Here is a 20,858-nt window from a genome sequence, read left to right on the forward strand (position 1 = left end):
CGGGCGTTTTTGTTTGGGGAATCGGGTCGTACTCGGTCAAAGGTGGGAGCGGGCTTGCTCGCGAAGACGGGGTGTCAGTCAGCATCGATGTTGCCTGACGAACCGCTTTCGCGAGCAAGCCCGCTCCCACAGGGGATTTGTGTCAGGTTTTTAAATCGCCGAGTGGCGGCAACTTCGCCAGCTTCAACGCCACCAGTAGCGCAATCACCAGCAACGCACCAATGAACAAGCCGATGCCGTTCCATCCGCCCAAGTGCCAGAACACCCCGCCCGCTGTCCCCGCAATACTCGATCCGGCGTAATAGCTGAACAGGTAAAGCGACGAAGCCTGCCCCTTGGCCTTTATCGCCCGCCGTCCGATCCAGCTACTGGCCACGGAGTGCGCGCCGAAGAAGCCGAAGGTGAAGATCAACATGCCGATAATCACCAGCGGCAGCGGTGTGAACATCGTCAGCGCAAGGCCGGCGAGCATCAGCACAATTGTCGCCCACAGCACTTTGCGCCGGCCCAGTTGGTCGGCCAATGAGCCGATTTTCGCCGAGCTGTAGATACCCGACAGGTACACCACCGACAGCAGACCGACAAATACCTGGTCCATGTGATACGGCTCGGCCAGCAAGCGATAGCCGATGTAGTTGAACAGGGTGACAAACGCGCCCATCAGCACGAAAGCTTCTAGGAACAGCAGCGGCAGACCGGCGTCGCGAAAGTGCATGGTAAAGCCATCAACCAGACTGCGCGGGTGCAGCGAGCGAGCGCGGAAGTTGCGTGATTCGGGGAGGATTTTCCAGAACACCGTCGCCGCGATCAGCGCCAAACCGCCGATCACCAGCATCGCCGTGTGCCAACTGACAAAGTCGATCAACACACCGGTGATCAAGCGCCCGCTCATCCCGCCAATCGCGTTGCCGCCGATGTACAAGCCCATCGCCAGGCCGATGTGTTGCGGGTGGATCTCTTCGCTCAGGTACGTCATGGCGACCGCCGCCAGGCCGCTCAACGACAACCCGATCAACGCCCGCATCACCAGCACGCCTTGCCAGCTTGGCATCATCGCGCTGGCCATGGTGCACAACGCAGCAGCGAACAGCGCCGCCACCATCACCGGTTTGCGTCCGACACGATCGGAAATCGGGCCGGTGATCAGCAAGCCAATGGCGAGCATGCCGGTGGCCACCGACAGGATCAGGCTGCTCTGCGCCGCATTGATCGAATACTCGTGGGACAGCAGCGGCATCATCGGCTGCACGCAGTAGAGCAGGGCGAAGGTCGCGAAGCCGCCGGAGAACAGCGCCAGTACCGTGCGCATGAACATCGGCGTGCCTTTCTCGATGTAAATCTCTTTCAATTCGGCGACAACATCGTCCACCGCCGCGGGCGGAACTTCATGGGCAAGAGGGGCGACAGCAGTTTTCACTTCAGACCTCGGAGGGCGCAGCCGGTCAGGCAATGAAAAAAGCATATAGCTGCCTAATGATTCAATCCAATATATTGTTCGACCTGTTTGATAGGTTTAACGACCTAATGGAGTTTTCATGGAATTGCGTCACCTGCGCTACTTCATCGCCGTCGCCGAAGAACTGCACTTCGGCCGCGCCGCCCAGGTGCTGGGCATCTCGCAACCGCCGCTGAGTCAGCAGATTCAGGCGCTGGAACAGGAAGTCGGTGCACGGTTATTCGAGCGAACCAATCGTCGGGTCGAACTCAGCGAAGCCGGTCGGTTGTTTCTGGAAGAAGCGCGACTGGTGCTGGCGCAGGTCGACAAAGCCGCTGATGTGGCACGGCGTGCGCAGCTGGGTGAGTTGGGCGAACTGAAAATTGGCTTCACCTCGTCGGCGCCGTTCAACTCGACCATTCCACAGGCGATTTTCTCGTTCCGCCAGCGCTTCCCGGCCGTGCATTTGAATCTGCGGGAGATGAGCAGCACCCAAGTGGCCGATGCGCTGGTTGATGAGTCGATTGAGGTCGGCATCATGCGACCGCTGGGATTGCCGGATTCTCTGAGCGTCGTGGAGCTGATGCGTGAGCCGCTGGTCGCGGTGCTCAGCTCCAAACATCCGCTGGTCAACGACAGCGAAGAAGGTTTGTTCCTCTCGGCATTGGCCCTCGAACCGTTCGTATTCTTCCCACGCAGTTATGGCAGTGGTCTATACGCACAGTTACTCAGCCTGGCGCGCGATGCCGGTTTCAGCCCGCACTTCGCGCAAGAGGCGGGCGAGGCAATGACCATTATCGGGTTGGTGGCGGCGGGCTTGGGCGTGTCGGTGTTGCCGGCGTCTTATCAGCGAATGCGCATTGAAGGCGTGGTGTATCGGCCGTTGCTCGATCCGGAAGCGGTGTCGGCAGTGTGGCTGGTGCAGCGCAAGGATCAGAAATCACCGATGGCCAAGGCGTTTGTGGAGTTGTTGACGAGGAAGGTTGAGCCGTTGAAGTCGTGACTGTTTTGCGGTCATAGAATTTCGGCGGATTAAAATTTCTGGTTGAGCGGGTGTAGCTCAAGAGCTACACTCGCAGCATGACCGAGATCCTTCGAAGCTCAACATTTTCTAGCTGGCTATTGAAGCTGGCCGACAGCCGCGCCAGGATGCGTATTCAGGTGCGAATCGATCGTATGGCCGATGGGCAATTCGGTGATGTCAAAGCCATCGGGGAAGGGGTGAGTGAAATCCGCATAGATTACGGCCCCGGTTATCGGGTCTACTTCATGCAGCAAGGTCGTCAGTTAGTCATCCTCCTTTGCGGAGGTGACAAAAGCAGCCAAACACGTGACATCAAACAAGCCAGGCTCATTGCAAAATCCTGGCAGGAGCAAAACCCATGACCGAACAATTCACTCGCTGGGACTCTGCTGAGTACCTCAAGACCGAAGAGGACATGGCCAATTATCTTGACGCTAGCATGGAAGAAGCGGGAGATGATCCAGCATTTATCGCCAAAGCACTTGGGACTATTGCGCGTGCTCGGGGCATGACCCAGGTCGCACGGGATGCGGGGCTCTCTCGGGAAAGCCTTTACCGTGCACTTTCGGGTGAAGGCAATCCGGAATTCGGTACCATTCTTAAGGTTGTGAAGGCTTTAGGACTGAAGTTACACGCCAGTACCTGAGTCGAACCAAAAGAAAAAAGACGACTAGTGGTGTCATAAGCAATACTCCCCCCGTTCCCGTAAGGGGCTTGTGAGACTCTGAGGATCCTGGGCAACCAGCCATCGCAGAGCCAGACAGGTACAGGGCGATGACAAGCCGACCTGTTTGTGAAGGGGCGCCGAAAGGCGCCCTTTGTCGTTCTCGAGGCGCCTGCCTCAGTCAACCCGCACCAGATCCCCACGCAACGCCACCCCGGTCACCACAGCCTTGAGCGCTTCCAGCCCAGGTATTTCCTCGTCGTCGCTGCACTGGTATTTGCCGGTGTCCTGGCTCAGGTTGCGCTTGTTGATGCCGGCGATGTTGATCACGGCGTTGGCACCGGCCTTCTTGGCTTTGCTTTGCAAGGTCGCCAAGGTCGATTGCAAGGCCCAGTAACAGGCGTCTTCAGCGGATTTTTCTTCGTTGTCGTCGGCTCTTCGGCTGCTGCTCACCGCATTCAGCTTGTGCACCTGAGTCGGCAGCGCTTCTCCCGCCAGGTAGAACTTGACGCTGCCGTCGAGCAGGCCGACTTCGGTGGCGCGTTTCACGCCTTCCTGAAAGTCCTGGTAGGTAGGTTCATAGGCGCCCCGCGAGGCGAAGACTTGATCAGCGTCCGGGTCGGAGGCCAGTTGCTTGACCACGTCGTCGCGCAGGTAATTGATCCAGCGGTTGTAGGTGCCGTGGATCCTGCCGTCCTTGTAATCCAGGCCGCGGCTGTCGCGGTAGTCCATTTCGAACGAGGTGGAGGTATAGGGGATGTCGATTTCGGCGTGGTGCCGATCGCGCACGGTGATCGCCGCTTTGATCATGCCGGGGCGCGCGGACTGCACGGTCCATCGGCGCTCAATCAGCGCGGTGACGATGGCGCGGCTCATCCGGTCGTCGCTCAGGCCCTTGTCGGCGGTAAAGTTTTCCTTGGCGGTGTACACCGGGCTGGTGCAGCCACTCAGTGCAACGGCCAGGGTGAATACTGCGCCGATGCGCTGAAACCGAGTCATTCCCTTCACTCCAGACGTTTTTTCAGATCAGTGCCAGCGACGGAAAATCAACGAGGTGTAGACGCCACCGAAGGCAAAATTGTTGTTCATCACGTGTTCGGTGCGCATTCTGCCCGAACGCGTCAGCGCGGGTCGACCTCAATGAGGTCGACCTGTTTTTTTACGCTGAGAGCTGCATTTGTAATCGCCGTCCGACGACATCCAGCAAGTCGCAACCATCGCGCAATGACGTGACTAATACGCGTGCCAACTCACTGTAAACCCCCTCGCTAAAGGCGAGACTCTCCAGCAGTTGAGTTGCCGTGCGGATCCGGTAGGCCGCCGTTTCATGCAACACGTCCAGCGGTGCTTCGGTGTCGATCAGCAGCGATGCGATGGTGCTATCGGTGCCGGTGATAGGCATATATCGATCCATGACAAACCTCCACTCGGTAAAAAACGCGACGATTCAGTGGGCATTATTGGAGGGAACCTCAGACGCCCCGCCGGGTGGGTCCAGGTTGTCCAGTGCCCGATTTATCATCAGTTCCGCCAGCACCGCCAACTGTTGGATTGCCAGCGCAATGTTGCGATGGGAGCTTTCGAGATTGCGGGCAAGGTCCGTGCTCATGACATTGAGCGAGGCCAGCGTTTCATAGGCATGAGCGAGCAGCGAAGGCGTGTCGATGTCTGGCTGGAGGGTGAAGAAATAGCTGACAGGGTCGGGTTGCCCGGGTTTGCGCAAGCGGGCGCTGACGCGGTGTTCAGTGAGATCGGATAGTTTGGATGAATCAATATCGTCGTCGGCTGATTGTGGAGAGTTGGGGGGAGTTCTTTTCATATCGAAGTTCCTTGCAAGATTAAAGAAGTGACAGTCCAAAACCATCAGGGGGATTGGTTGGCGGCAATGCGTGAATTGACCTGCCAGTAGATTTATTACCAGAAAATTCAGATGTATTAATCAAATAAATTAACATCTGTGTAATTAAATGATTCATGTTTAAGAAGAGCGTCAGTAATGGTGTGGGTTGCATTGCAAGCAAATTCCCTTGTTGTTGTAAGAAGTGTCGTTAAATGAAGTAAGTTATCGCTGTCAGATTTTTTACCTATCAGTATCGGTGTGAAGCAATGTTTGACGTTTGTTTGATGTGTTTGAGATATTGTCTGTGCAGTGCCGCCTCTTTAGATTGCGAAAAAGGCGGGCAGTCACTTTCTTAGCCATTCAGTCAGCATGCATGGTCTGTTTTAACTACAAGCAAATGGTAAGTATCTTGATGTTTAAGCGAGAAAAGACTGAAAGGTTGAAAAGTAATATTAAGTATTTGATAAAAAGTCGCGGAGAAACGCGGCTGTCTCTGTGCAATGCCAGTGGTTTGACCAGGACGACTATCTACAACATTTTGGAGGGGCGGGTTGTCAATGTTCAACAGTCCACCATCCGCAAAATTTCTGATTTTTTCGGTGTCTCTTATAGGGAGATAGAGACTGTTGACTTTGAAGAAAGAGACATCATAGAAAGTAGCGTTTCTTTGCAAGGTAATATGAATCCTGCAGCCGTCCCTATCATCAAAGAGAGCTTGCTTGAGCAAAGTCTGGGCAAGAGGATTGGCGAGTTGGTCGCTACCCATCCTCTGACTTATTTTTTCGGCACAGCCTGCAATTTAATCGGTGTGCTTCTGGAGAATGAAATTATCGGTGTGAACGAGTCGGGAGACTTGTTAATAGTCAAGAAGGGGTTGGTGAGTAATAACAAAGAGAAGCTGGCGTATGACAAGTTGACGAAACGGTTGTTCATAACCATTGAGCCCTTCTGTTGCTCAGATGCTGTTATTGTCATCGGAGAGATAATGGAGGAGCGGTTCAATGGATAGTGTTTTAGAGAACAGTCGGTATAAGTTGTTAGGCTTTGAAAATAGTAAAGGTCTTGCCATTATCATGATTGTCTCGACAGGAAAGATCACGAAAGTAAAGCTTGATGATTTATTAAGAAGTGAAATGGTGGATGATTTAAGCAGGTCAGAGATAAAGTCGGTGTATAGGAAATTTTATTCTGGCGGGGCTGCACTGACGGCTTATGAGATAAATGATCGACATGAAAAATCGTGGATGGTTTATGTGGCGCTCAATTTAATGCTTTTCGCACTCTATATTTTCACTAATGTTGCAGCGACAAAGCTTGTGTTTATCGAGTCGATCGACGTTATCGTGACCCCAGGAGTTTTTCTGTATCCGTTGACATTTTTGGTAGTTGATATGTTGAATGAGTTTTATGGGCTTAGATTGGCAAGAAAAGCCATCTTGTTTGCATTCGCAAGTAACGCGCTAATTACTGTGCTGCTAAGTTTTACCAGCTATCTTCCCGGTTTGACGGGCTGGAAACTCGATACACCATATAGTGAAGTCATGGCGCATGTATCCTCAGTGTTGGTAGCGTCCTCTGTGTCTTTTATTTTTTCTGAATATGTGAACTCATACTTGCTGAACAAGATAAAGGAACTTACGAGTGCGAGGTTGCTGTTTTTGCGCGTGTTTTTAAGTACGTTTTTTGCAGTAATAATCGACAGCTTTATTTTCTGCTTTATTGCGTTTTATGGAACAATGACTAGCGCGGAAATACTTAATATAATTTATATTCAGATCGCCATAAAAATGTGCTTCGCTGTTTTTAACGTTTTTCCAGCCTATGGAGCAAGGTCTTTATTTAAACGGTATGTGGCTGAAGCCAAGGTTGCATAAACGCAGGGGACGCTCTCTCCCCTGCGCTTTAAACTATTTTGAGTTCAGTTTTTCTTTCAAACTATTCATCACCGCTGATTTGTTTTCAAGAAACGCTACCATACCTCTTGCTCGAAGATTACACGCGTCACAATCACCGCATCCACTGCCTATTATTCCGTTATAGCAAGTCAGCGTATGGTGCTGAATCAATTCGAATTTTCCGTGATACTCAGCCAAGGCCCACGTCTCAGCCTTGTTTAACCTCATAAGCGGAGTATCAATGCGTACTTTATAATCCATGCCCAGTTCGATGGAGTTGTTTAAAGATTTTACAAACGCATCGCCACAATCAGGATAGCCAGAACTTTCTGTCTCGCAAACGCCTGTGATTACAGTTTCAGCGCGTATCTGGTACGCATAAATAGACGCCAAGGTTAAAAATAAAATATTTCTACCCGGTACGAAGGTGTTGGGTACATTTTCTTCGGAAGTGTTGGCGCTTGGAACAGGGATGTTATCGCGCGTCAAACTACTGATGGCCAGCTCATTCAACAATGAAGTGTCCAGCACCTTATGGATCGTCACTCCGAGCGCTTTCGAAAGCTGTTGAGCCACTTCAATTTCTGCACGGTGACGCTGGCCATAGTCAAACGTAATACAGTGAACTTCATCGTAGAGCGGCAACGCCTGGATCAAACAGGTTGTGGAGTCCTGTCCACCGCTGAAAACGATAACGGCCTTTTTAGTCATGGTTCGTTCTTCCTTGGGATTCCCCCGATGTGTCACGGGGGCATTGACCCTAGCGCGAAGCTCAAATTCTGGCTGTGGGACGTTTCCGAAATCGTGTACTCCGGTTTCCGATTGTGTCTTTTCGTTGCTTATGACCAGCGACGGAAAATCAACGAGGTGTTGACGCCACCAAAAGCGAAATTGTTGTTCATCACGTACTCATTACTCATCTGCCGGAACTCGCCGCGCAGGTAGTCGAGCTTGCCGCAGTGCGGATCGACCTCGTCGAGGTTGAACGTGTGCACGTATAGGTCGCGGTTCATCATTTCGATGCTGAACCAGGACTCCAGTGCGCCGCAGGCGCCCAGGGTGTGACCGAGGAAGCTCTTCTGCGAACTGATCGGCATGTGTTCGCCGAACAACGCGCTGGTGGCCAGTGTTTCGGCAATGTCGCCCTGTTCTGTCGCCGTGCCGTGGCCATTGACGTAGCCAATGTCTGAAGGCTGTAGCCCGGCGTCTTCCAGCGCCAGTTCCATGGCCCGGCGCATGGTGGCCTGCTCTGGACGGGTGGCGTGCTGGCCGTCGGCGTTGCTGCCAAAACCGACGAGTTCGGCGTGGATGTGCGCACCGCGAGCCAATGCGTGTTCGAGTTCTTCGAGCACCAGCATGCCGCCGCCTTCACCGATCACCAGGCCATCGCGGCCGCTGTCGTAGGGGCGTGGGGAAGTCTGCGGCGCATCGTTTTTCAGGCTGGTGGCGTAGAGCGCGTCGAAGACCATGGCTTCGGTCGGGCACAGCTCTTCAGCGCCGCCGGCGAGCATCAATGGCAGGCGGCCAAACTTGACTGACTCGTAGGCATAACCGATGCCCTGGCTGCCGCTGGTGCAGGCACTGGACGTCGGGATCAACCGACCGGTGAGGCCGAAGAAGATGCTGATGTTCGCTGCCGTCGTGTGCGGCATCATTCGCACGTAGGAGTTGGCGTTCAGGCCCTCGGCGACCGAGTTGAGCAGCATGTTGCCGAACGCCTTGATCTCGTCGGTGCTGCCGGTGGAGGAGCCGCAGGCGACGCCCATGCGCCCGTCCTTGATGATCGGGTTGCCCAGCAGTCCAGCGTCGGCCAGCGCTTGCTCGGATGCGGCGACCGCCAGGCGCGAGACCCGGCCCATGCTGCGCAGTTGCTTGCGGGTCCAGTGGCTCGGGACCTTGAAGTCGTCGATGGGGCCGGCCAGGCGCGTATTGAGTTCGGTGAAGCGATCCCACTCGTCCATCCGGCGGATGCCGCTGCGGTTGGCCGCGAAGTTGCCGGCGATGGTGTCCCAGTCGCTGCCCAGTGAGGTGATGCCGGCCATGCCGGTGACGACGACGCGCTTCATCAGCACAGGCCTCCGTTGACGGCCAGAACCTGCCGGGTGATGTACGACGCTTCCGCCGACATCAGGAAATTCACCGCGCTGGCCACCTCTTCCGGGGTGCCCATGCGTTGTGCGGGGATCATTTTCATCAGTTCTTCCACCGGCACATTTTCATCGAGCATGGCTGTGTCGATCAGGCCGGGTGCGACACAGTTAACGGTGATTTTGCGCTTGCCCAATTCGATCGCCAACGCTTTCGCCGCGCCGATCAAACCGGCCTTCGAGGCGCTGTAGTTGACCTGGCCACGGTTGCCGATCAACCCGGAAACCGAAGTGATGCAGACAATCCGTCCGGCAGCACGACGCCGAATCATCGGCATCATCACCGGGTGCAGCACGTTGTAGAAACCGTCGAGGTTGGTGCGCATCACCACATCCCAATCATCCTCGCTCAGCGCAGGAAAAGCACCGTCGCGGGTCAGGCCAGCGTTGAGCACCACGCCGTAATAGGCGCCGTGAGCTTCCACATCGGCTTCGAGGATGGCTTTGCAGCTGGCGCGGTCTGAGACATCGAATTGCACAATTCGAACATTGCGTCCCAGCGCCTGGATTTCGCCCTGGACGGCGATGGCGTCGGCCAGGCCGCTGCGGCAATGCAGCACGATGTCATGCCCGGCCTGGGCCAGACGCAACGCAATAGCACGGCCGATGCCACGGCTGGAACCGGTGACCAGTACGGATTCAGTCATGACTGGACTCCTGGGGATTCATGAAGGTATTGAGCGGCCTGAGGCGGACGGAACACGTTCAGGCGGGCGGTGGCGTGAATGCCGGGGGCGTTGATGTGGCATTCGAACACGCCCATGCCGTTGTCGTCTTCCAGCGAGCGCAGCCCGTAGATGGTCAGCTCGGTGCCCGCCGGGAAGTGCTCCACGTTGCATTCGAATTTACGGGTGCCGAGCAGGAAGCCCAGCTCCACGGCATCACCGCGTTGGCGCGCATGGCAACCGGCGTAGGCCGCGACACTCTGGGCCATCAGTTCGATACCGACCCACGCCGGCAGGCTGCCGTCGGGACGGTTGAACAGGCCCCCGGGCTTGACGGTGAGGCGGGTGTGAATCTGCTCGTCATCGAACGCCAGGATCTGATCGATGAGGATCATGTCGCCAGCGTGCGGCAGCAGCTCGGCGAGCGGCCAGTCAATCATGGGGCGTCTCCGATAATCAGGCTGACGTTGTTGCCACCGAAGGCAAAGGAGTTGCTCATCAGGTAGCGAGGTGCAATGGACGTCAGGCGCTCGGCCGGGGTCACCCACTGCAAGGCTGGCAAGTCGGGGTCAGGCTGACCGTCCCAGACATGCGGCGGCAAAAGGTTTTCTTGGTTGTTCGTGCTCAGGCTCAACCAGCAGAACGCCGCCTCCAGTGCGCCGGCAGCGCCGAGCGTATGTCCAGTCATTGGCTTGGTGGAAGAGCTGGGCACACCGTGCGGAAACAGCGCCGAGACCGCCAGGCTTTCCATCGCGTCGTTATGTTGGGTCGCGGTGCCGTGCAGGTTCAGGTAGCCGATTTGCCCGGGCTGCACCTTCGCGCGGTTCAGGGCTTTGCTCATGGCTTGAAGGGCGCCCCGGCCGGTCGGTTCCGGCGCCGAGATATGGTGCGCATCGGAACTGGCACCGCTGCCGAGCAGGGCAATCGGTTGGCTCGCGCCTGCTTTTTTGCTCATCAAAAACAGCACGGCGGCTTCGCCGATATTGATGCCGTTGCGGTTGACCGAAAACGGGTTGCAGCGCTGCTCGGAGACCGCTTCCAGGGCCGAAAAGCCGTTGAGGGTCAGCTTGCACAAACTGTCGACGCCGCCGCACAGCACCGCATCGCACATACCCAGATCCAGCAGGCGCTGGGCACTCATCAGCGCCCGGGCGCTAGAGGTGCAAGCGGTCGAGATCACATATGCCGGGCCGCTCAATTGCAGCCAGTCGGCGAGGAAGTTGGCCGGCGCGCCGAGTTCCTGCTGCTGATAGTCGTAGTCGGCGGGGAATTCATGTTCGCGGATGTAATGGGCCAAGCCACGGCTGGCCTCATCGATGCCGGAAGTGCTGGTGCCCAGGATCACGCCGATTCGATCGCGGCCGTAAGTCTGGATCGCTTGATCAATGTCGTCGCGAATTTGCAGCGCGGCTTCCAGCAGCAGTTGGTTGTTGCGGCTGCTTTGCTCGACCAGTTCCGGCGGGATCGGCGCCAATTCACCACGCACCGCCGCCACTGGCAACGAGCGCTCCGGCACCCAGCCGGACTCGCTGCGCATGCCGGAGCAATCGCCGGCAAACAGGTTGCGGGCGACTTCCTGTTTGTCGCGACCCAGGGCGCAGATCACCCCGAGAGCATTCAGGTAGGCGGTCATGGCGTCTCCCCGCTCAGGGGCGTCACCAGGTACTTCGGACCTTTAGGCAGGTTCAACTCAAATCTCAGAGGTTGCGAGTAATGCACGTCCCAGCGAGTGGGCAGGGAACGTTGCGAGCCATGTTGCCAGGCGTCGGGGTAGTTGCCCTGCAACTCGCCTTGCGGGGTCAGCGCGAACAGTAACGCCGCGAACAATTCCCGTGCTTCCGGATTCGGCGGCAGCAGGCCGTCGGCTTGCCACTGGCCATCGATCAGTTTCTGGCGTGCCTGCGGAATGCCCAACAAGTCCATCATCGACCAGCGAATGCCGGGGCCTTCGCGCGCAATCACCAGTACCCAGTCCTGACGCTGATCAGCGAGCAAGCGCTGAATGTGCAGTTGTTGCGGCAACGGCAGGTTTTGGGTTTGCCCGGGCAGCGGTGCCTGGCTGGCGCAAGCGCTCAGCAGCAGGAGGCAACCCAGAAGCAAGTAACGGATCATGTGGCATCTCTTGCGCAAAGTTCCGACAGCACGCGCAGCCGACGTTTGGGTTCGCTGACGAACGGATTGCGCTCGTCCCAGGCATAACCGGCGAGGATCGCACTGATCATACGGCGGATATCCGCTGAGCTGCCTGGATGATAAATCACATCCTGGAAGGTCCCGGCATACCAGCCTTCGACGTAGCAACGGAACGTGTCAACGCCGCGCTTGAGCGGTGCGGCGAACTCGGTCTGCCAGTCGACGCTTTCACCCTGCAGTTGGCGATGCAAAACGCCGGCGGCCATGCTGGCCGAGCGCATGGCGATGGTCACGCCGGAGGAGAACACCGGGTCGAGGAATTCTGCGGCGTTGCCGAGCAACGCAAAGCCCGGGCCGTGCAAGGTTTTGACGTTGGCCGAGTAGCCGCCGATGGTGCGGGCCGGCGTGTCCCACACGGCGTTTTTCAGGACGCCGGCCAGGCTCGGGGTTTCAGCGATGAAGCCGCGCAGGCAATCGTCCAGATTCTCCATGCGGCCTTCGAAGTGTTCGGCGGCCGCGACCACGCCCACCGAGCAGCGGCCGTTGCTGAACGGAATGGTCCAGAACCAGATGTCGCGATGGGTCGGATGGGTGGTGATGAGGATCTTTTCGCGCTCGAAGGTCGGGCTGTCGATGTGGTCTTCGATGTGGGTGAACACCGCCTGACGCACCGGGAAATTCGACGGTGCTTCAAGGTCCAGCAGGCGTGGCAACACGCGACCGTAGCCGCTGGCATCGAGCACAAAATCAGCTTCGACACGGTACTGGCTGCCATCCTCGCGAAGCACATCGAGCTGCGGCTTCGGCAGGTCGAAATCGGCGCTGACGATGGCTTCGCCATAGCGCACTTCCACGCCTTGCAGCGCGGCCTGATCGGCCAGCAGTTTGTCGAAATCGGCGCGCTGGACCTGGAAGGTGGTCGGCTTGCCGTTGCTGAACGTGTCGCCGAAATCAAAGGCGCTGTAGTGCTCACCCCAAGCGAACGCGGCACCGTTTTTCATCTGGAACCCGGCGGCGTTCACGGCTTCGAGCATGCCGGCTTCTTCGACGAAATCCAGGCAGTGCGACAACAGGCTTTCACCGATGGAAAACCGTGGGAAGTGCTGGCGTTCGATCATCAGCACGTCGTGGCCTTTGCGCTTGAGCAGCGCGGCGGCAATGGCGCCCGAAGGACCCGCGCCAATGACAACAACCTGGCGATGTTCCATTTCAACTGTTGGCACGGGGGCTCCTTGCCGGGGCGGCGATATTCAAAGGGGTTTGGTGCATGCCGGCGAGTGCCGGTAGCAGTGTCGCGATCAGGCCCATCACCATCAGCGCGAAGTACAGCGCCGGGCTGATGAGCTGTTGTTGCAGCAGCAGGTTGAGAAAGACGATCTCGCTCAAACCGCGAATGTTCAGAAGCAGGCTTTCGCGCCAGCGACTGGCGCCTTCAAATGAAGCGCCGGCCCAGCCGAGGCCGAGCCAGTTGCCCAGCAGTTTGCTGGCAATCGGCAACAGCAGCAGCGCCGCCAACTGCACCCAGCCGAGAGTGGCCATGGCGGCGTGGACGTTGATCTGCACGATGCCGAAGGTGAGGATCAGTGGAATGGCGATCCAGGTTTGCAAACGGTTCATCCAGATCGCCGGTAGCGGCAACACCAGCGGCACTTTCAGCGCGGCCATGCACAGCAGATAACCGATGCCGAAAATCAGCGCATTGAGCTTGAAGTGCTCGGCGACCACCAGCAGCGCAAAGAAGCAGCCGCTGTGCAGCAACGGTTGGCGCAAACCCAGCAAACGCAGGAGCGCCGGCAGGCAGGCGCCGGCCAGCGGCAGCAGCAGACTGCTCAGGTGCAGACTGCCCTGGGCAAAGCCGAACAGCGTCCAGCACGTCAGGTCGATGAGAATCGCGGTTTGCACCAGGCGTCGGGTCGCGGTGGGCGGGTAATTGATGTGTCGCAGGTACAAATACAACACCGGAATGGCGGTGATGGCGAACACCAGGCCGACCGCCAGCGAGCTGATCCATGGTTGCGGCGGCAACAGCCATACCGCTGTCGCCAGCCCACAGGCGAACGGAATGCAGAAACTCGGCAAGGCGATTTTCAGACTCTGGCGATCCAGTCGCAGGTCGATCACGTCGCTGAGGATGTGCCCGAGCAGCAAGGCAAAACTGAGGCTGTAGAGGTTTTTCAGCCACACCGGCGAGATCAGTTCGGCGCCACTGAGTTGCCAGTCCGGTTCGATCCAGAAGTACATCAGCAGCGGCAGGCCGAAGGTCGCCAGCAGCAACTGGCTGACGATCGGGATCAGGCCGAAGTGACGACCCACACGGGTGGCCACGGCGAATATCACCAGGGCCATGAGCCAAAACAAGGCGATCATCATGCTGCAGGCTCCACGACGGCGGCGGCATGCACTTGGCGTCCGGCCCACGGCGCAAGGATAAAGCTGAAGGCCAGGCCGAGGCTCACCGACAGACCGAAGTTGCTCACCGCCGGCGTGCTGGACACCGCCAGCAGACCGAACGACAGCCATGTGGTCACCGCCGCCAGCAAGGTGCCCAGCAGGCTCACGGCGGCGCCGCCAACCTGTTCGCGCATGAGGATTGCGTAATCGACGCTGATCGCCGTCACCAGCAACAGGCCGAACAGGCTGAACAGGGTCAGCGGCTGCCCCAGCCAGCCAAGACTGGCCAGGCTGCACAGCGCAGCCAGCAGCGGCAGGGCGACGATTCGCAGTGCGCCGCCGAAGCCAAACGGCAGGATCAGCACCAGCACGATCAACACGCAGGAGGCGAGCTTCAATTCAGCGGCGCTGATCTGAGTTGCAGCGAAAACGTTGTTCAATTCACCGAGACGGTCGACCAATTCGACGCCCGGCAAGTCCAGCGCCTGAACGCGCAACAGCGAAGGGTTGTTCAGGCCTTGCAGGCTGACCATCGCCGCCACGCCGTCATCGGTCGGCCCCAGCCACAGGGCGCGATAAGGTTCCGCCAGCGGACCGACCAGCGAGGCGTCGATGTCTTCGGCGGGCAGCGCCAGCAACGTTGCAAGCTCCGCTTGCAGTGCTTCTGCCGGCACGCCGAGGTCGAGCAACGGTTGCCAGAACTGCGGCAACTTGCTCAACGCTTCGCGCACTTGTCGTTGTTCGCTTGGCTGGCTGACCAATTGATTCAGCGAAAGATAACCCTGGAGTTTTTCCAGGTTGACCAACTGATCCAACCGCTCGCTCAACGCGGTCTGGCGTTCGAGCAGTTCCTGCTGATTGGCCGCACGCACCAGGAAGAACTGGCTGGTCGGCTGATAACCGGTGATGCGCGCAATGGTCCGGGCTTCGTCAGTCAATTGCTGGGGTGCGCCGATCCACTGGCGGATATCGTTTTTGCTGTCGAGTTGCAACAGACCGCCGACGCAGAAGGCGATCAGCAGGGCCAATAACACTGGCGTACTGACGTGTTTGAGCAGCGCCTCGCGCAGGTTCAGCAAACACTCGCAGATACGCAGCGGCCATTGCGCCGGTCGCAGGTTCACGCCCTTGAGCAGCGCGGGCAGCAGGCACACCGCTGACAGGTAGGCGCCGAGCAGGCCGGCGGCGGAGAACACGGCAATCTGGGTCAGGGCCGGGAACGGTGTCCAGGCCAGGGCGAGGTAGCCGATGCAACTGGTGATCAGGCTCAGCGTCAGGCCAGGCAGGGTCAGGCGTAACGCCGGCCAGCTGTTCCAGGGTTTCAGGCTCCAGCTTTTCGACAGGTAATGCAGCGGGTAATCGACGGCCACGCCGATCAGGCTCGAGCCCAGCACCAACGTCATCACATGCATGTGGCCGAACAGCGCCACGCAGGCCACCGCACCAAACAGCATGCCCACCAGCACCGGAACGAAAGCGAGCAAGACACGCCAGCGCCGGAAGGCCAGCAACAGCAACAACAGAATGCCGACGGTGGCACCGCCACCGACCCACGTCATCTCGCGGGTGGCTTGTTGCTGACCGTTGGCCGCGTATAGCAAACCGCTGGCGGCGAGCAGTTGCACGTCGGCCTGGCCGGCTTCTTTGCGGCTGCGTTCAAGCAGGTCAGCCACTTGCAGCGGCAGGCTCATGTCGAAGGCATTGCCCGTGGTTTTTGCCCGCAGCAACACCCAGCTCTTGCCGTCGGCATCGGCGACCAGCGCACCGCTGCCGATGTCCAGTTGCACCGCACCATGTTGCGGCTGGCTGTTCTGGATACGCCCGGTCAGGCCCAGCCAGTCATCCTGGCTCGGCACCAGGCTGAAACCGGTGAACGGGTCGAACAGTGCTTGCACGCGCTGCTGGATAAAGGCGTCGGGATGTCCGATCAGCTGCTGCCGGTCCATCGCCGAGAGCATCGACAGTCGGCCTTGCAGCAGTTGCGTGCGCAGCGCCGGCAAGTCGGCTTGCAGGTTCCACTGAACCTTCTCGAATACACCGCTGGCCTGCCACTGCTCGCCCAGTTTCTGCGCCATGGCGATGGCTTGCGGGCGATCCTTATGGCCCACCAGCACCAGCATTTCGCGGTTCAGCGGTTCTTGCATGCGTTGTTCTGCGCGCAGTTCCAGCGCGTCCGGCGCGGTACCCGGCACCAGTTCCATCAGGTTGGCCGACAGCGGTGCGCCGTCGCGCCATTGCCAACCGGCGAGCGCGAGCACCGCCAGCAGCAGGATCAGAAACAGCCATGGAAGTCTGCGTTCACTCGGCAAAGTCATGTTGCTCCGCGTCGCTCAACGGTTGGGTGCTGGTGCTGTCCTGCATGCGCAAAAGCGTGCTGTCGCCCTGGGTTTCCAGCAGCTCGATGCTGTGCACCAATTCGCTGCCGGTGATGTTGATCTGGTTGAACACTTGCTTGAGCAACAATGAGCGCGGGATCAGCGTCAGTGTCCAGTTCTGCGCGTCGCCGCTCAGGGACAGTTCGAAGTCCCGTTGCAGCCCGCTGCTGTCGCCTTGCAGCACGGCAAGAAACAAGCGGTTCTGCTCGGCGCCGGCGCTCTTGCCCGGGAGCATTTGCCAGCCGCTGGCGTCGCGACGGGCGATGCCTTTGTTGGTGATGCGGTAATCCTGTTGCAGCGGGGTTTTCAACAACCAGAGCAAACCGTGGTTTTTAGCGAGGACGAAAGTGCCCTTGCTGGTCAGCGGCTTGGGCAATGCTCGCAGGTGTTTTTCCTGGATGAAGTTGCCGTGGATCACATCGGGCTTGGCCAGTTGATCGCTCAGCTGCTGCAAATCGAAGGCGTAAGCAATCGATGACAATCCGAGCAGCGCCAACGCAGCGAGGTATTTGAAAAACGGGTTCATGCCAGCATCCTTTCAACGGCATCGGTGAAGATCTTCGGTGAGGCCAGCTGCATTTCACGGCTGCTCATGTCAACGGCCACCTGTACGGAACTGGCGCGGGTCAAACGCTCACCGGTTTGCAGATCGCTGATCAGATAGTTGATCTTCAAACGGTTCTCCCACTCCACCAGATTGGCCCGCACGTTCAGCTTTTGACCGAACACGGCGCCGCGCACATAGCGCAGTTGCAGGTCGATCACCGGCCAGGCGTAACCCGACTCAACCATGGCGGTGTAGTTGTGGCCGATCTTGTCCAGCAGCGCACAACGGGCGACTTCCAGGTATTTGACGTAATGGCCGTGCCAGACCACGTTCATGGTGTCGACGTCAAAGAACGGCACGAGGATTTCCGTATCGGCGTGAAGCACTCCCTTGCTACGCATGCAGCCTCCAGTGTTGCTCGGCGATGCGTTTCAGGCACAGGCGCAATTCGCCTTCCAGCGCACGGTCTTCGATGACCGGCGGGAAGTCTTTGGCCAGTTCTTCGTGCATCGCGGCCAGGGCTGGCGGCAACGGGCGCGCATCCTCGGCCTTGCTGCGCAGCCACACGCCCTGGTTGGCGGCGAGCAAGGTGGCGGCGGCGACTTGTTCGGTCAGCTCCAGCACACGGATCGCATCGCGTGCGGCGATGGTGCCCATGCTCACCTTGTCCTGGTTGTGGCACTCGGTGGAGCGCGAGAAGACGCTGGCCGGCATGGTGTTTTTCAACGCTTCGGCGGTCCAGGCGCTGGTGCCGATCTGCACCGCCTTGAAGCCGTGATTGAGCATCGCGCGGTCAGCCGTAGCGCCGGACAAGTTGCTCGGCAAGCCATGGTTGTAACGCTCGTCCACCAGCAGCGCGAGTTGCCGGTCGAGCAGGTCGGCGACGTTGGCCACCAGGTTTTTCAGGCTGTCCATGGCGAACGCAATGTGGCCGCCGTAGAAGTGCCCACCGTGCAGAACACGTTCGGCTTCGGCGTCGATGATCGGGTTGTCGTTGGCGCTGTTGAGTTCGATCTCGATGAACGAACGCAGCCAGTTCAGGCTGTCGGCCAGAACGCCGAGCACGTGGGGTGCGCAACGCAGGGAGTAGCGGTCTTGCAGGCGATGCAACGGCGCGGTCGGCGCGTCGATCGCCAGATCCTTGCGCAACCACGCGGCGACTTGCATCTGCCCCGGATGCGGTTTGGTGGCGAACAGACGTTCGTCGAAGTGTTCCGGGTTGCCTTGCAGCGCGACCACGTTCAGCGCGGTGATACGGGTGGCCAGTTGCAGCAGGTAATCGGCGCGGGCATAGGCCAGGCAGGCGAGGCCGGTCATCACGGCGGTGCCGTTCATCAGCGCCAGGGCTTCTTTCGGGCGCAGCACCAGCGGCTGCCAGCCGAGTTCGCGATGCACATCGGCGGCTTGGCGACGTTCGCCACGGAACATCACTTCGCGCTCGCCGGACAAGGTCGCGGCGACGTAGGACAGCGGCGTCAGATCACCGCTGGCGCCCACCGACCCTTCTTCCGGGATCAGCGGCAGGATGTCGTGTTCGAGGAACGCTTGCAGGCGTTCCAGCAGTTCCACGCGCACCCCGGACACGCCGTGGCACAGCGACTGCAAACGCGCCGCCAGGACGGCACGCGTGGCCTGGGCGTCGAGCAGTTTGCCAAGGCCACAGCCGTGAAAGGTGTACAGATGACGAGGCAATGCCTCGACGTGATGCAGCGGCACCGCGACCACGCAGGAATCGCCGTAACCGGTGGTCACGCCATAGATCACGCCTTCCTTGTCCAGCAGGGAGTCGAGGAATCGTGCGCCCTTGGCGATGCGCTCACGGTACGCAGGGTCGCTTTGCAACTGCGTTGGCACCTGGCGGTTGGCCGCGGCCAGCACGTCCTCGATGCGCAAAGGGAGTTCGCCGAAGGTTACCGGCTCAAGCGTTGGCGTCGTCATCGGTCTTCCAGAAAGGGTAAAAGTTGAACCATTGTTGGGGCGCTTCAAGGCAATAGTGACCCAGGCGTTCGGCGTAGCGCGAAGCCCACTGATGAATGACCTGCTCGCGGTCGCTGCGTTTCCACACCACGGCCTCGGCAAACGGTTCGAGGGTTACTCGATATTGGCCCGTCGGTTTCTTCAGGCACATCAGCAAATTGATCGGGCACTTCAGTAAACCGGCCAGCAGCCACGGCCCTTGAGGAAGCGCGGCTTGATGGCCGAGAAAGTCCACGGTCACGCTACGCCCGCCATGCAGGGGGACGCGGTCGCCGGCAATCGCCAGCCACTCGCCACGCTCCAGGCGTTCATGCAGTTGCAGCATGATCACCGGGTCCAGCTCACTGACCTGAATCAGCCGCAGATTGGTCGCGCCGGCTTCGCCCAGCAAACGGTTGAACTGCTCGGCGTGCTTGGTGTGCACCAGCACGTTCATGGTGACTTTCTCACCGATTTCCGCCAGTGCGCGGCAGACTTCGAGATTGCCCAAATGCGCGCCCACCAGCATCTGCCCGCGAGTGCCACGCAGCTGACTGCGCAGCAGCGCCGGGTCGACGATTTCGATGTGTTCGATGCTCAACTTGCCGTTCCACACGTCAAGCTTGTCGAGCATCGAATCGGCGAAGGCCATGAACTGGCTGAACACTCGCCAGTGGGTCGGACGCAATTCGTTGCGACCGCTCCAGTCCGCGAGGCGTTGCTGGTATTGCCAGGCGCTGCGGCGGGCGCTGCGACCGAACAGGAAGAAGTACAGGACGATGCCATACAGCAGCGGACTCAACAGCCGACGGCCGAGCACTCTGGCACCGAACGCGGTGAGCTTCATCAGCCAGAAACTGCCACGCTCCTGGCGATCGGCCCAGTGCTGTTTGTCTGCGTTGCTGCTCATGCTCGCCACCGTCGCCAGAGGATCACCGGGGCCCGCAGCAACATGCCGAAGAACAGCCGGGTGTGCATGCTCGAAATCAGCACATTGTCGTGGAACATTCGGAAGTGCGAGACACCGTCCAGCGGGTAATGCACCTTGGTTGGCAGCCACTGCATCGGCTGATTACGCCAGGCCAGGCGCACGAGGATGTCCGAGTCGAAGTCCATGCGCTTGCCGATCTTCGCCGTGTCGATCAGCGACAGGGTTGGCGGTAATGGATAGACCCGGAAACCGCACATGGAATCGCGAATCTGCAATGACAGCGTGTTGATCCAGACCATGACGTGCGTCAGGTAGCGGGCGTACAGACGACCTTTCGGCACGCTGGCGTCGTATTGTGGATAACCGCAGATCACGGCGTTGGGATGAGCGCGTGATTGTGCGATGAAGGTCGCGACATCCTGCAGGTCGTGCTGGCCGTCGGCGTCCACTTGCAGAGCGTGGCTGAAACCCAGGCGCGAGGCTTCGCGCAGGCCGGTCATGACCGCGCCGCCCTTGCCCTGATTGGCGGCGAGGCGGATCAGGTTGACCATTTCACGCTGGGCCAGTTGATCGAGAACCCTGGCGCAGGGTTGATCGCTGGCGTCGTCCACCAGAATGCACGGCAGACCACTGGCGATCAGCGCGTCGACGACGGTGGTGATCGCGGTTTCGTGGTTGTAGACCGGGATGATTGCGCAGGGGTTATGCATGCCGGGTCACACCTCACCCTTGTAGCAGCTGGCGAAGCCTGCGTTCGGCCGCGAAGCGGTCGTAAACCGGTATGTGCGGTGTTTCAGAAAAATGGTGGCGGTTGCCATGCGAGCGCTTCGCACTCGGACGCAGCCTTCGGCAGCT

The 20,858-nt window shown here is 58.9% G+C and carries 23 protein-coding genes; 5 read left to right on the forward strand and 18 right to left on the reverse strand.

Going from position 1 to position 20,858, the window contains the following annotated elements:
• Window positions 1-142 precede the first annotated feature (142 nt).
• Window positions 143-1,369, reverse strand: a complete 1,227-nt coding sequence (locus ACA051_RS02065) for an MFS transporter (RefSeq protein WP_497375491.1) — start codon at window positions 1,367-1,369, stop codon at window positions 143-145.
• A 166-nt stretch (window positions 1,370-1,535) separates the two neighbouring features.
• On the opposite strand from ACA051_RS02065, the gene ACA051_RS02070 reads away from it, so the two are divergent.
• The 3 genes from ACA051_RS02070 to ACA051_RS02080 all read left to right on the forward strand — a co-directional run bounded on the left by ACA051_RS02070 (window position 1,536) and on the right by ACA051_RS02080 (window position 3,105).
• Complete coding sequence (locus ACA051_RS02070) at window positions 1,536-2,438, forward strand: LysR family transcriptional regulator (protein ID WP_497373309.1); 903 nt, start codon at window positions 1,536-1,538, stop codon at window positions 2,436-2,438.
• 77 nt (window positions 2,439-2,515) lie between these two features.
• Complete coding sequence (locus ACA051_RS02075) at window positions 2,516-2,821, forward strand: type II toxin-antitoxin system RelE/ParE family toxin (protein ID WP_497373311.1); 306 nt, start codon at window positions 2,516-2,518, stop codon at window positions 2,819-2,821.
• Complete coding sequence (locus ACA051_RS02080; protein WP_166495958.1) at window positions 2,818-3,105, forward strand: addiction module antidote protein; 288 nt, start codon at window positions 2,818-2,820, stop codon at window positions 3,103-3,105. Before ACA051_RS02075 ends, ACA051_RS02080 begins: the two co-directional genes overlap by 4 nt.
• A 195-nt stretch (window positions 3,106-3,300) precedes the next feature.
• On the opposite strand, the gene ACA051_RS02085 is transcribed toward ACA051_RS02080, so the two are convergent.
• From ACA051_RS02085 to ACA051_RS02095, 3 genes are all read right to left on the reverse strand, one after another.
• Window positions 3,301-4,122: a hypothetical protein gene (locus ACA051_RS02085; RefSeq protein WP_497373313.1), complete on the reverse strand. Its 822-nt coding sequence runs from the start codon at window positions 4,120-4,122 to the stop codon at window positions 3,301-3,303.
• A gap of 160 nt (window positions 4,123-4,282) precedes the next feature.
• The gene (locus ACA051_RS02090) at window positions 4,283-4,537 is read right to left on the reverse strand and encodes a hypothetical protein (protein WP_109627596.1); all 255 of its coding nucleotides are present in this window, start codon (window positions 4,535-4,537) and stop codon (window positions 4,283-4,285) included.
• Between the two features lie 33 nt (window positions 4,538-4,570).
• Complete coding sequence (locus ACA051_RS02095; RefSeq protein WP_497373315.1) at window positions 4,571-4,942, reverse strand: DUF6124 family protein; 372 nt, start codon at window positions 4,940-4,942, stop codon at window positions 4,571-4,573.
• A 433-nt stretch (window positions 4,943-5,375) separates the two neighbouring features.
• Here ACA051_RS02095 and ACA051_RS02100 point away from each other — a divergent pair, with 433 nt between their 5' ends.
• Both ACA051_RS02100 and ACA051_RS02105 read left to right on the forward strand, forming a co-directional pair.
• Window positions 5,376-5,972 (forward strand): helix-turn-helix domain-containing protein, encoded by a 597-nt coding sequence (locus ACA051_RS02100; protein ID WP_497307264.1) that lies wholly within the window; start codon window positions 5,376-5,378, stop codon window positions 5,970-5,972.
• Window positions 5,965-6,837, forward strand: a complete 873-nt coding sequence (locus ACA051_RS02105; protein ID WP_497373317.1) for a queuosine precursor transporter — start codon at window positions 5,965-5,967, stop codon at window positions 6,835-6,837. Before ACA051_RS02100 ends, ACA051_RS02105 begins: the two co-directional genes overlap by 8 nt.
• Before the next feature lie 33 nt (window positions 6,838-6,870).
• On the opposite strand, the gene queC is transcribed toward ACA051_RS02105, so the two are convergent.
• From queC to ACA051_RS02175, 14 genes are all read right to left on the reverse strand, one after another.
• Window positions 6,871-7,569: a 7-cyano-7-deazaguanine synthase QueC gene (gene queC, locus ACA051_RS02110; protein ID WP_497307267.1), complete on the reverse strand. Its 699-nt coding sequence runs from the start codon at window positions 7,567-7,569 to the stop codon at window positions 6,871-6,873.
• Between the two features lie 128 nt (window positions 7,570-7,697).
• Entirely contained in the window at window positions 7,698-8,924 is a 1,227-nt protein-coding gene (locus ACA051_RS02115; RefSeq protein WP_497373319.1) for a beta-ketoacyl-ACP synthase, read from the reverse strand.
• The gene (locus ACA051_RS02120) at window positions 8,924-9,652 is read right to left on the reverse strand and encodes a 3-ketoacyl-ACP reductase FabG2 (protein ID WP_497307271.1); all 729 of its coding nucleotides are present in this window, start codon (window positions 9,650-9,652) and stop codon (window positions 8,924-8,926) included. Before ACA051_RS02120 ends, ACA051_RS02115 begins: the two co-directional genes overlap by 1 nt.
• Window positions 9,649-10,110, reverse strand: a complete 462-nt coding sequence (locus ACA051_RS02125; protein WP_497307273.1) for a hotdog family protein — start codon at window positions 10,108-10,110, stop codon at window positions 9,649-9,651. The genes ACA051_RS02120 and ACA051_RS02125 overlap by 4 nt, the downstream gene beginning before the upstream one ends.
• The gene (locus ACA051_RS02130) at window positions 10,107-11,303 is read right to left on the reverse strand and encodes a beta-ketoacyl-[acyl-carrier-protein] synthase family protein (RefSeq protein ID WP_497373321.1); all 1,197 of its coding nucleotides are present in this window, start codon (window positions 11,301-11,303) and stop codon (window positions 10,107-10,109) included. The genes ACA051_RS02125 and ACA051_RS02130 overlap by 4 nt, the downstream gene beginning before the upstream one ends.
• A complete protein-coding gene (locus tag ACA051_RS02135; protein WP_497307276.1) occupies window positions 11,300-11,782 on the reverse strand; it encodes a hypothetical protein in 483 nt (160 codons plus the stop codon). The genes ACA051_RS02130 and ACA051_RS02135 overlap by 4 nt, the downstream gene beginning before the upstream one ends.
• Window positions 11,779-13,026 carry an NAD(P)/FAD-dependent oxidoreductase gene (locus ACA051_RS02140; protein WP_497307278.1) on the reverse strand — a complete coding sequence of 416 codons (1,248 nt, stop codon included), beginning with the start codon at window positions 13,024-13,026 and terminating at the stop codon, window positions 11,779-11,781. The genes ACA051_RS02135 and ACA051_RS02140 overlap by 4 nt, the downstream gene beginning before the upstream one ends.
• Window positions 13,013-14,173, reverse strand: a complete 1,161-nt coding sequence (locus ACA051_RS02145) for a cation:proton antiporter (RefSeq protein WP_497373322.1) — start codon at window positions 14,171-14,173, stop codon at window positions 13,013-13,015. The genes ACA051_RS02140 and ACA051_RS02145 overlap by 14 nt, the downstream gene beginning before the upstream one ends.
• Entirely contained in the window at window positions 14,170-16,509 is a 2,340-nt protein-coding gene (locus ACA051_RS02150) for an MMPL family transporter (protein ID WP_497373324.1), read from the reverse strand. Before ACA051_RS02150 ends, ACA051_RS02145 begins: the two co-directional genes overlap by 4 nt.
• The gene (locus ACA051_RS02155; protein WP_497373326.1) at window positions 16,493-17,095 is read right to left on the reverse strand and encodes an outer membrane lipoprotein carrier protein LolA; all 603 of its coding nucleotides are present in this window, start codon (window positions 17,093-17,095) and stop codon (window positions 16,493-16,495) included. Before ACA051_RS02155 ends, ACA051_RS02150 begins: the two co-directional genes overlap by 17 nt.
• Window positions 17,092-17,517: an acyl-CoA thioesterase gene (locus ACA051_RS02160; protein WP_497307284.1), complete on the reverse strand. Its 426-nt coding sequence runs from the start codon at window positions 17,515-17,517 to the stop codon at window positions 17,092-17,094. The genes ACA051_RS02155 and ACA051_RS02160 overlap by 4 nt, the downstream gene beginning before the upstream one ends.
• Window positions 17,510-19,054, reverse strand: a complete 1,545-nt coding sequence (locus tag ACA051_RS02165; RefSeq protein ID WP_497307286.1) for an HAL/PAL/TAL family ammonia-lyase — start codon at window positions 19,052-19,054, stop codon at window positions 17,510-17,512. Before ACA051_RS02165 ends, ACA051_RS02160 begins: the two co-directional genes overlap by 8 nt.
• Window positions 19,035-19,982, reverse strand: coding sequence for a lysophospholipid acyltransferase family protein (locus tag ACA051_RS02170; protein WP_497307288.1), 948 nt, complete (start codon window positions 19,980-19,982; stop codon window positions 19,035-19,037). The genes ACA051_RS02165 and ACA051_RS02170 overlap by 20 nt, the downstream gene beginning before the upstream one ends.
• A complete protein-coding gene (locus ACA051_RS02175; RefSeq protein ID WP_497373328.1) occupies window positions 19,979-20,713 on the reverse strand; it encodes a glycosyltransferase family 2 protein in 735 nt (244 codons plus the stop codon). The genes ACA051_RS02170 and ACA051_RS02175 overlap by 4 nt, the downstream gene beginning before the upstream one ends.
• Window positions 20,714-20,858 lie beyond the last annotated feature (145 nt).

The organism is Pseudomonas sp. LBUM1669, from assembly GCF_059695705.1.